The sequence below is a fragment of the Lactobacillus delbrueckii subsp. delbrueckii DSM 20074 = JCM 1012 genome (genome assembly GCF_001433875.1).
In the GTDB taxonomy this organism is placed as follows: domain Bacteria; phylum Bacillota; class Bacilli; order Lactobacillales; family Lactobacillaceae; genus Lactobacillus; species Lactobacillus delbrueckii.
Genome location: NZ_AZCR01000060.1, coordinates 1 through 9,137, shown reverse-complemented (window position 1 = coordinate 9,137; position 9,137 = coordinate 1). Strand labels below are relative to the sequence as shown.

The window sequence follows — 9,137 nt, the reverse complement described above, 5'->3', positions numbered from 1 at the left end:
GGATTTTTTGTGCTCTGATCCAGTGAAAACGATTTTTCTTACTGGATCGGAACAGTGTTCAATTTGATTTTACAATCGACGTTTTCTATTTGCCTAATTTTTACTGTTATTTGTCTGCTTTCTAAGTAGAATAAAATTGTAAGCGCTTAATAAACAAAAATAACCGGACAGTCCTTTTTACGGAATCTACGCGGCAGTGACCCGGCACACGGCAACAGGCAGAAGATGAAGGTATCCCAGTAGTCCGGGCCATCCTGGCTTATACCAGAGACGCGGCCAAGATGGGCGGCTTCGTCAATAACGGAACCTTGACCCCGGGCAAGGACGCCGACTTTGTTATCTTGGACAGAGACATCTTCAGTCAAAAGGCAGATGACTTAGCCAAGGTCAAGCCGGCGTCGACTTGGATTGCGGAGAAAAGGTCTGGAGCCAGGAAAAGAAGTAAAATATTTTAGTCAATCAAAAAAAGTCTTACCTATGACGGGTAAGACTTTTTGCTTGTGGAAAATTTGTTGATAGTTTTTTAGTCAACGTCCACGCTTGGCGCGTCCTTGGTCAAGATGACGGACTTGTCCGGCTTGATGCCGAAGAATTCTTCCAAAAGCTCTTCCAAGTCGCTCATGGCTTCGTTAGCTCGCTGCGCCTGGTCAGCGTTGACTGATTCAATTACGATTACGCCCTTAGTTGAATCTTCATCAAGCATGGTTCTTTGGGCATCCCGCCAGTTGAGGCAGCGGCAAACGGCACCTTGGTCGTCATACCAGGCAACTTCCCCTTCAAGGGTCGGTTCGTCCTTGTCAGCTCCGACTGGCTGGAAGGGCAGGCCTTCGTGGACTTGGCCCAGGTGCATGGTGCCGGCCAATTTATCTTGGTCTTCGATGCCGATTGGGACACCATGAGCCAGGGAAACTGAATTGTAGACGTCAACCAATGGTGAAATCGGGTGCAAGTCCTCGCCCTTGTCGATCCGCTTCAAGAGCGCTTCGATGGAAGCGCGGACGCCTTTCTTCTTTTTGAATTGCTGGTAGGCTTGCCGCCATTCAGCAACAACTGGGTTCTTGGCAAAAGCCGCAGCACCCAGGAAGTCTTCCGCCTTGTCGCTGCCTTCTCTGAGCAGCTTGCGCCGGCGGGCCAAATTGTCATCAGTGTCATGGTTGTCGATGCCGCTGACGAGCATGATGTTTACTTGCGCGTCAGGGAAGAGTTCCCAAAAACTTAGGTCAACGGTAACTTTTCCTAACATGTTGTGCCTTCTTTCTATATAAAAGAGATAAGCTCTTTCCTTACTATCCAATGTACTACAAGCAGAAAGCTCCTTACCAGAGCTCATTGTTGCTGTCCCGCTTGACCCGGTAGCTTTCCTGAAGGAGGCCGTCAAAAAAGTGCTGCAGGGAAATCTGCCCCCGCTCCAGCTCCTTGCCGTTTTGGTGCTGCATTTCCACGTGGATGTTCTGGTATTCAAAGAGGTTGTTGGCATAGTCCAGCAGCATTTCGTTGTCCGGGTAGTCGATGCACATGGTGGCCAGGTTGACGATCCCGATGTGCAGGGTCCGGTGGATCCGCTGGTAGATGACCTTTTTCTCCCGGCTGCTGATGCCGAAGCTTTCTTCCAGGTCAATCTGGTCAAAGCTTATATCCTTGTCGACCATCAAGCGGATAATTTTCATGATGTCATAATAGCCTTTTTCTGATGCAATGCCCAAAAAGCGCAGGGTGTCGGTAACATGGTCGATCTGCTGGCGGTGGGTGTTTTGCTGGCGGCCATATGGATTGTTCAAGCTGCCGGAGAGCTCGCTAATCACCCGCATGTTACTCAAAATCTGCAGGGTTGTGCTGATAATTTTGGAAATATGGGCAATCTCTTCAGAATTGAGCTGGTGGTGGATAAAAAAATCGCAGCCGTTCTGGTAGGCAGCCGTAATCAAGGATTCTGACGGCGTATTGGCCGTCATGATCACCCGGGGCAAGATGTTGGCCTGCTTGAGCCGCCTTAAGAGAGCCAGGCCGTCAAAAGGAGCCAGGTCATAGTCGACCACCAATACGTCAACTCTGAGCTGGCGGAGATCATCGAAGGTCATTTGGGCATCAGTTGACCGGCCCACGATGATGTTTTCGAAGTTCCGCTCCAGGGCGTCACTAATTAGTTGTAAGTTCTTGGTGCTTTTGTTTGTGATATAAAAGTTCATTTTTGCATTTTCTCTTCATTTTTGAAGTAAATTGAAGTTAGCTGAGTCAATGCTTCTATTTTAACACAAAGGCAGCTTAATATAAAAAAGTGTATAAACGGGGAAAAAGTACCCAAAGGGCCGTATAAGCGGCCTTCTATTCACTTAAAAAATTCGATTATACAGTTTAGAAAAACTAATTAATGATTGCTGATTTTTTTGGTAAATCTTTTTGGTTTTTGCCGTTGTTTTCTGAAAACGATTTCTATAATAATCGTAAACAAGTGAAAAACACAAAACAATAGAAAACAGGAGGAAGCTATCATGGCTTTTAATTTACGCAACCGTAGTTACTTGACTCTCGCAGACTTTAACACTCGTGAAATGGAATACCTGCTTGACTTGGCAGAACAACTGAAGAAGGACAAGTACGCTGGTGTTGAACAACCTCGCTTGAAGGGCAAGAACATTGCTTTGATCTTCGAAAAGGACTCAACCAGAACCCGTTGTTCATTCGAAGTTGGTGCCCACGATCAAGGCGCTCACGTAACTTACCTTGGGCCAAGCGGCTCACACTTCGGCCACAAGGAATCAGTTAAGGACACTGCTCGCGTACTGGGCGGCATGTTCGATGGTATCGAATTCCGTGGCTTCTCACAAGAAGCAGCTGAAACTTTGGCTAAGTACTCCGGTGTCCCAGTTTGGAACGGTTTGACTGACGCTGACCACCCAACTCAAGTCCTGGCTGACTTCTTGACTGCTAAGGAAGTTTTGAAGAAGGAATACAAGGACATCAAGTTTGCCTTTGTTGGTGACGGTCACGACAACGTATCCAACGCTTTGATGCTGGGTGCCGCAGTTATGGGTATGGAATACCACGTTGTAACTCCTCCAGAACTGAACCCAAGTGAAGAAACTTTGGCAAAGGCTAACGCAATCGCTAAGGAAACTGGCGCCAAGATCGTTGTTTCAAACGACATTAAGGAAGGCGTTAAGGGCATGGACGTAATCTACGGCGACGTTTGGGTATCAATGGGTGAATCCGACGACAAGTGGAAGAAGCGGATCGAATTGCTTTCACCATACCAAATCACCATGGACGTTCTTAAGGCTACTGAAAACCCTAACGTTATCTTCGAACACTGCCTGCCAGCCTTCCACAACCTGGAAACTGAAGTTGGCCGTGAAGTTTACGAAAAGTTTGGCTTGAAGGAACTTGAAGTAACTGACGAAGTCTTCGAAAGCAAGCACTCAGTTGTCTTCCGTGAAGCTGAAAACAGAATGCACACTATCAAGGCTGTCATGGTTGCTACCTTGGGCGACTAATCAAGAAGAGGTGCTCTTATGTCAAAAGTTGTTGTAGCATTGGGCGGTAACGCCCTCGGCAAGTCACCAGCCGAACAATTGGAATTGGTTAAGAACACAGCTTCCTCACTGATCGGTTTGATCAGCGCCGGCAACGAAGTAGTTATCAGCCACGGCAATGGCCCGCAAGTTGGCCAAATCAACCTAGGCATGAGCTACGCTGCTGAACACGGCCAAAGCGCTGCCTTCCCATTCCCTGAATGCGGGGCAATGAGCCAGGGCTACATTGGCTATCATCTGCAGCAAAGCCTGCAAAACGAACTCCGCAAGCGCGGCATGACCAAGGATGTGGCAACCATCGTAACGCAGATCGTTGTTGACCCGGCTGACACCGCCTTCCAAAACCCAACTAAGCCGATTGGGGCCTTCTACACTAAGGAAGAAGCCGACTCAATCGCCGAAGACAAGGGCTACATCTTCAAGGAAGACGCTGGCCGCGGCTGGCGACAGGTTGTTCCTTCACCGACTCCAAAGAGAATCGTTGAATTGAACAGCATCAAGACCTTGATTGAAGCAAATGAACTCGTTATCGCCGGTGGTGGCGGCGGGGTGCCTGTAGTTGAGACCGAAGAAGGGCTCAAGGGCGTGCCAGCTGTTATCGACAAGGACCGCTCCAGCGCATTGTTGGCAGACAATGTTGGCGCGGACAAGCTGATCATTTTGACCGCTGTTGACTACGTAGCAATTAACTTCAACAAGCCAGACCAAAAGAACTTGGAAGACATCTCTGTTGAAGAAGCCAAGAAGTACATTGACGAAGGTCAATTCGCGGCCGGCAGCATGTTTCCTAAGGTTCAAGCCTGCATGTCATTCGTTGAAGGCCACCCGGAAAGAGAAGCCATCATTACTTCTCTGTCAGGCTTAGACGCTGCTCTTGCTGGACAGTTGGGGACTGTTATCCACGCATAAGCTTGTTAGCTCATCGACCGTTTTAAATTTTAGTATGAAAATCTCTCTTTAAAAATTACGAACGACTAGTTAGTTAAGTCGTTAGTAGGTTGACTTGACGATTTATAACCACACAAATCATTAGGATATTAGGTAAATTAGCAATTATAGGAGTGTAAAGATCTTGATAAGTCCTATTCATGTAACTACAGAAATTGGTAAGTTGAAGACAGTTATGCTGCACAGTCCAGGGCGCGAAATCGAAAACATCACGCCGGATTCAATGGAACGTCTCTTGTTTGACGACATTCCATACCTGCCAATCGCCCAGGAAGAACACGACTTCTTCGCACAAACTCTGCGCGACAATGGTGCCGAAGTTATCTACACCGAAGACCTGGCTGCTGAAGCTTTGGCAGACGAAGCTGTCAGAAACGAATTCATTGAAAGACAAGTTGTTGAAGCTGGCTTTGTTGCCGGCGTAACCCATGACGCCTTGGTTGAATATTTGAAGGCTCAGACTCCAGCTGAACTGGTAACCAGAATCTACGAAGGTATCCGCAAAGACGACCTGGAATTGACTAGCCTTGACTTGGCTGCAGTGTCCGAAAACACTGAATGGCCATTCTTGATGGATCCACTTCCAAACGCTTACTTCACCCGTGACCCGCAAGCTTCAATCGGCGACGGGATGTCAGTCAACAAGATGACTTTCCCAGCTCGTCAGCGTGAATCAATGATCACTGAATACATCTTGAAGTACAACGCTCGCTTTGCAGGCAAGGTTAAGGTATGGCGTGACAGAAACCACGCAAGCCACATCGAAGGTGGTGACGAACTGGTACTGAGCGACCACGTAGTAGCAATCGGTATTTCACAACGGACTACTGCTGACGCAATTCAAGACATCGCTAAGAGCTTGTTCGCAAACTCTGACTACGACACTGTAATTGCCATCTCAATTCCGCACAACCACGCTATGATGCACCTTGACACGGTGTTCACCATGATCAACTACGACCAATTCACTGTTCACCCGGACATCTTGACTGAAGATGGCAAGGTTGACAACTGGGTACTGCACCCAGGCAAGGATGGCGAAGTAACCTTCGAACACCACACTGACATCAAGGAAATGCTGAAGAAGGCACTGGGCAAGTCAGAAATCGACTTGATCCCAACTGGTAACGGTGACCCAATCGTAGCTCCGCGTGAACAATGGAACGACGGTTCAAACACTTTGGCAATCGCTCCAGGTGAAGTTGTAACTTACAACAGAAACTACGTCTCCAACGCTTTGCTGAGAGAACACGGGATTCTCGTTCACGAAGTTCGCTCAAGCGAATTGTCAAGAGGCCGTGGTGGTCCACGTTGCATGTCTTGCCCAATTGTTCGTGAAGACATCTAATTGGTTTTAAGATCCTAAAATCGCGGAGCTGGTCTATCGCTCAAGGGTTTAGACTATCTCCGCCTTTTTAGGTGGAAAGAGTATTTGGGAGGTAAAATCATGGAAGAGAAAGTAAACAAAAACGGGATAGGCCTTGTCGGCCTGACCGCTTTGATCGTCAGTTCCTCCATTGGGACTGGGATCTTCGGCATTACCAGTTCCATTGCCCAATCTGCCGCTCCAGGGCCCGCGATTTTGTCCTGGCTGCTGGTCGGTTTTGGTTTCTTGATGCTTGTTCTGTCATTGAACAATTTGACTGAGAAGAGATCCGATCTTAAGGGTGGTATCTTCGCTTACGCCGGGGCTGGCTATGGCCCTCTGGGCGAATTCATTTCCGGCTGGGCCTACTGGCTGAGTGCCTGGCTGGGCAACCTGGCCTTTGCGGCTATGCTGATGAGCGCGATCGGGACCTTTATTCCGGTCTTCAAGGGCGGTTCAAATCTGCCTTCAATCATCGTGGCTATCATCTTCTGCTGGGCCTTGACCTTCTTGGTTAACAACGGTGTTGAAAGTGCCTCATTCGTTAACACGATCGGTACTTTCTGCAAGGTTGTGCCATTGATTATGTTTGTAATCATTTGCATCGTTTCCTTCAAGGGCGGGATGTTCACCGCTGACTTCTGGGGCAGAGTTGCCAACAACCTGTCCAAGGGGACCACTACTGGCGGCCTTTGGCCACAGATGAAGGGGACTTTGATGACCCTGATCTGGGTATTTATCGGTGTTGAAGGGGCCTCAGTCATGGGGTCACGTGCCAAGAGCCTGAATGAAGCGCAACAAGCAACCATGCTTGGTTTCGTCATGCTTTTGGTCTTCTACATGATGATTTCAATCCTGCCATACGGCTCACTTACCCGGGCCCAATTGGCCAGCGCTGCACAACCAGCTTTGGGTAACGACTTGAAGATGATCGTCGGCGACTGGGGCATGATGATCATCAACATTGGTTTGATCATTTCCACTATCGTTTCCTGGCTGTCATGGACCATGCTGCCAGCAGAAACCATGCTTTTGATCGCTGAAGACGGTGCTGCTCCTAAGTTCTGGGGCAAGCTGAACAGCAAGAAGGCGCCAACCAACGCCCTGTTCACTACTGCTATCCTGCAGACCATTTTCCTCTTCTCCTTGCTCTTCACTGACAAGGCTTACGAATTCTGTTACACTTTGGCTTCAAGTGCCATCTTGTTCTCATACCTGTTTGTCGGCTTGTACCAAATGAAGTTCAGCCGTGAACACAAGGAATGGACTCAATGGACCTACGGCTTATTGGCAGCCCTCTTCCAATTCATGTGCATGATTTTGGCTGGCTGGCAATCAGTCTTGGCTGTTTCCTTGAGTTACATCCCAGGCCTGATCGTTTATTACCAAGGCGTCCGTGAACAAGGCAGAAAGCTCAACAAGAACGAAAAGATCACCTTTATCTTTATTGCAATTCTCTGCGTTCTGTCTATCGTACTGATTGCCAACAAGAAGATCAACATTATGTAATGATTTTAAAATCTTTCCCAAAACAGCGGTTTTACGCTGTTCTTTTGTGTTTCGCCTTGCTTTTTCAAAATAAAAAAGGCAAAAAAGACTTGCATTCCTGGCTGAATACGATATACTAATATTTGTGCTTACGGCCTATGCCGTAAACTAGTCATATGGAGGATTAGCTCAGCTGGGAGAGCATCTGCCTTACAAGCAGAGGGTCACAGGTTCGAGCCCTGTATCCTCCATCGAGTCGTTAGCTCAGTCGGTAGAGCATCTGACTTTTAATCAGAGGGTCGAGGGTTCAAGTCCCTCACGACTCATGGCCCCGATTTGCGGGTGTGGCGGAATTGGCAGACGCGCTAGATTTAGGTTCTAGTGTTTTCGGACGTGCGGGTTCAAGTCCCGCCACCCGTATTTTATATCACGCCGATTTAGCTCAGTTGGTAGAGCACCTGTCTTGTAAACAGGGGGTCGTACGTTCAAGTCGTATAATCGGCATTGTGCGGAAGTAGTTCAGTGGTAGAACATCACCTTGCCATGGTGGGGGTCGCGGGTTCGAATCCCGTCTTCCGCTTTTTATAATATATATGCCGGAGTGGCGGAATTGGCAGACGCACAGGACTTAAAATCCTGCGGTTGGTTTCAACCGTACCGGTTCGACCCCGGTCTTCGGCATGCATGCACCCATAGCGCAACTGGATAGAGTGTCTGACTACGAATCAGAAGGTTGTAGGTTCAAGTCCTACTGGGTGCATAAACCCGGGAAGTGGCTCAGTTTGGTAGAGCACCTGGTTTGGGACCAGGGGGTCGCAGGTTCAAATCCTGTCTTCCCGATTTGTAATTTAATATTTTCCATATTGGTTACAGTATGGCGGTGTAGCTCAGCTGGCTAGAGCGTCCGGTTCATACCCGGGAGGTCGAGGGTTCGATCCCCCCCGCCGCTATTTTGTAAACTTGGACCTTTAGCTCAGTCGGTTAGAGCAGACGGCTCATAACCGTCCTGTCGTAGGTTCGAGTCCTGCAAGGTCCATTTTTTATTATCGCGGGATGGAGCAGTCTGGTAGCTCGTCGGGCTCATAACCCGAAGGTCGTTGGTTCAAATCCAGCTCCCGCAATTGCTTTTTAATAAGCTGGCTCGGTAGCTCAGTTGGTAGAGCAATGGATTGAAGCTCCATGTGTCGGCGGTTCGATTCCGTCCCGCGCCATAAATTGAATATTTGCGGGTATAGTTTAGTGGTAAAACCACAGCCTTCCAAGCTGTTGTCGCGAGTTCGATTCTCGTTACCCGCTTATGGGCCTGTAGCTCAGCTGGTTAGAGCGCACGCTTGATAAGCGTGAGGTCGATGGTTCAAGTCCATCCAGGCCCATTGGAGTAATACTCAAGTGGCTAAAGAGGCGCCCTTGCTAAGGGTGTAGGCCGGGAAACTGGCGCGAGAGTTCGAATCTCTCTTACTCCGCTTGATAAAGAGCTGTTCCGCAGCTCTTTTTTTGTGCCTTAAAGCTGCTTAACTCTAAAAGTAAGAAGGAGAGAGGGCAGAAGCAGGAGAAAAGGCAAAAAAGTAGCTCTTTTTTCTAAAAAAGACTTGCCAAAGACAGGATTTTTCTGTATTCTAGTATTTGTTGACACGCGAGCGTCGGCGCAAGTGGCCTTTGAAAAGATTGAGAAAGCCGCTTGACAAGATGAGTTTAAGCGAGTATCATCTTAAGAGTGCTTACGCGGCCCGTTGGTCAAGTGGTTAAGACACCGCCCTTTCACGGCGGTAACATGGGTTCAAATCCCGTACGGGTCATTGCCGGAA

Annotated in this window: 7 protein-coding genes and 16 tRNA genes; 21 read left to right on the top strand and 2 right to left on the bottom strand. The window is 48.4% G+C overall.

Features of this window, described 5'->3' with window-relative positions; genetic code table 11:
- Positions 1 to 281 precede the first annotated feature (281 nt).
- On the top strand, positions 282 to 455 hold the full coding sequence (locus tag FD23_RS11070) for an amidohydrolase family protein (RefSeq protein ID WP_375711322.1): 174 nt from the start codon (positions 282 to 284) through the stop codon (positions 453 to 455).
- 68 nt (positions 456 to 523) lie between these two features.
- On the opposite strand, the gene FD23_RS07390 is transcribed toward FD23_RS11070, so the two are convergent.
- Positions 524 to 1,243: a B3/B4 domain-containing protein gene (locus FD23_RS07390; RefSeq protein WP_052933759.1), complete on the bottom strand. Its 720-nt coding sequence runs from the start codon at positions 1,241 to 1,243 to the stop codon at positions 524 to 526.
- 73 nt (positions 1,244 to 1,316) lie between these two features.
- Positions 1,317 to 2,186 (bottom strand): DNA-binding domain-containing protein, encoded by an 870-nt coding sequence (locus tag FD23_RS07385; protein ID WP_052933758.1) that lies wholly within the window; start codon positions 2,184 to 2,186, stop codon positions 1,317 to 1,319.
- Positions 2,187 to 2,489: 303 nt separating this feature from the next.
- On the opposite strand from FD23_RS07385, the gene argF reads away from it, so the two are divergent.
- The 20 genes from argF (at position 2,490) to FD23_RS07285 (ending at position 9,128) form a co-directional block, all read left to right on the top strand.
- A complete protein-coding gene (argF, locus tag FD23_RS07380; protein WP_025896204.1) occupies positions 2,490 to 3,491 on the top strand; it encodes an ornithine carbamoyltransferase in 1,002 nt (333 codons plus the stop codon).
- Between the two features lie 18 nt (positions 3,492 to 3,509).
- The gene (gene arcC / locus FD23_RS07375; protein ID WP_025896202.1) at positions 3,510 to 4,439 is read left to right on the top strand and encodes a carbamate kinase; all 930 of its coding nucleotides are present in this window, start codon (positions 3,510 to 3,512) and stop codon (positions 4,437 to 4,439) included.
- 163 nt (positions 4,440 to 4,602) lie between these two features.
- The gene (arcA, locus tag FD23_RS07370) at positions 4,603 to 5,826 is read left to right on the top strand and encodes an arginine deiminase (RefSeq protein ID WP_025896200.1); all 1,224 of its coding nucleotides are present in this window, start codon (positions 4,603 to 4,605) and stop codon (positions 5,824 to 5,826) included.
- Positions 5,827 to 5,925: 99 nt separating this feature from the next.
- Positions 5,926 to 7,353 carry a basic amino acid/polyamine antiporter gene (locus tag FD23_RS07365; protein ID WP_025896199.1) on the top strand — a complete coding sequence of 476 codons (1,428 nt, stop codon included), beginning with the start codon at positions 5,926 to 5,928 and terminating at the stop codon, positions 7,351 to 7,353.
- Between the two features lie 157 nt (positions 7,354 to 7,510).
- Positions 7,511 to 7,583 (top strand) — tRNA-Val (locus tag FD23_RS07360).
- Between the two features lie 2 nt (positions 7,584 to 7,585).
- A tRNA-Lys gene (locus FD23_RS07355) sits at positions 7,586 to 7,658 on the top strand.
- A gap of 12 nt (positions 7,659 to 7,670) precedes the next feature.
- Positions 7,671 to 7,752: transfer RNA gene (locus FD23_RS07350), tRNA-Leu, on the top strand.
- A gap of 11 nt (positions 7,753 to 7,763) precedes the next feature.
- A tRNA-Thr gene (locus FD23_RS07345) sits at positions 7,764 to 7,836 on the top strand.
- A 4-nt stretch (positions 7,837 to 7,840) separates the two neighbouring features.
- Positions 7,841 to 7,912, top strand: a tRNA-Gly gene (locus tag FD23_RS07340).
- A 15-nt stretch (positions 7,913 to 7,927) separates the two neighbouring features.
- Positions 7,928 to 8,013, top strand: a tRNA-Leu gene (locus FD23_RS07335).
- A gap of 5 nt (positions 8,014 to 8,018) precedes the next feature.
- Positions 8,019 to 8,092 (top strand) — tRNA-Arg (locus FD23_RS07330).
- Positions 8,093 to 8,098: 6 nt separating this feature from the next.
- Positions 8,099 to 8,172: transfer RNA gene (locus FD23_RS07325), tRNA-Pro, on the top strand.
- 36 nt (positions 8,173 to 8,208) lie between these two features.
- A tRNA-Met gene (locus FD23_RS07320) sits at positions 8,209 to 8,282 on the top strand.
- Positions 8,283 to 8,294: 12 nt separating this feature from the next.
- Positions 8,295 to 8,368: transfer RNA gene (locus tag FD23_RS07315), tRNA-Ile, on the top strand.
- 11 nt (positions 8,369 to 8,379) lie between these two features.
- Positions 8,380 to 8,453, top strand: a tRNA-Met gene (locus tag FD23_RS07310).
- Between the two features lie 17 nt (positions 8,454 to 8,470).
- A tRNA-Phe gene (locus FD23_RS07305) sits at positions 8,471 to 8,543 on the top strand.
- A gap of 14 nt (positions 8,544 to 8,557) precedes the next feature.
- Positions 8,558 to 8,628 (top strand) — tRNA-Gly (locus tag FD23_RS07300).
- Positions 8,629 to 8,631: 3 nt separating this feature from the next.
- Positions 8,632 to 8,705: transfer RNA gene (locus FD23_RS07295), tRNA-Ile, on the top strand.
- A gap of 2 nt (positions 8,706 to 8,707) precedes the next feature.
- Positions 8,708 to 8,795: transfer RNA gene (locus FD23_RS07290), tRNA-Ser, on the top strand.
- Between the two features lie 261 nt (positions 8,796 to 9,056).
- Positions 9,057 to 9,128: transfer RNA gene (locus FD23_RS07285), tRNA-Glu, on the top strand.
- Positions 9,129 to 9,137 lie beyond the last annotated feature (9 nt).

Bases quoted from the DNA above. Each gene is read 5' to 3' on its own strand.
- FD23_RS11070 (WP_375711322.1), top strand. From the start codon at position 282: ATGGGCGGCTTCGTCAATAACGGAACCTTGACCCCGGGCAAGGACGCC.
- FD23_RS07390 (WP_052933759.1), bottom strand. From the start codon at position 1,243: ATGTTAGGAAAAGTTACCGTTGACCTAAGTTTTTGGGAACTCTTCCCT.
- FD23_RS07385 (WP_052933758.1), bottom strand. From the start codon at position 2,186: ATGAACTTTTATATCACAAACAAAAGCACCAAGAACTTACAACTAATT.
- argF (WP_025896204.1), top strand. From the start codon at position 2,490: ATGGCTTTTAATTTACGCAACCGTAGTTACTTGACTCTCGCAGACTTT.
- arcC (WP_025896202.1), top strand. From the start codon at position 3,510: ATGTCAAAAGTTGTTGTAGCATTGGGCGGTAACGCCCTCGGCAAGTCA.
- FD23_RS07365 (WP_025896199.1), top strand. From the start codon at position 5,926: ATGGAAGAGAAAGTAAACAAAAACGGGATAGGCCTTGTCGGCCTGACC.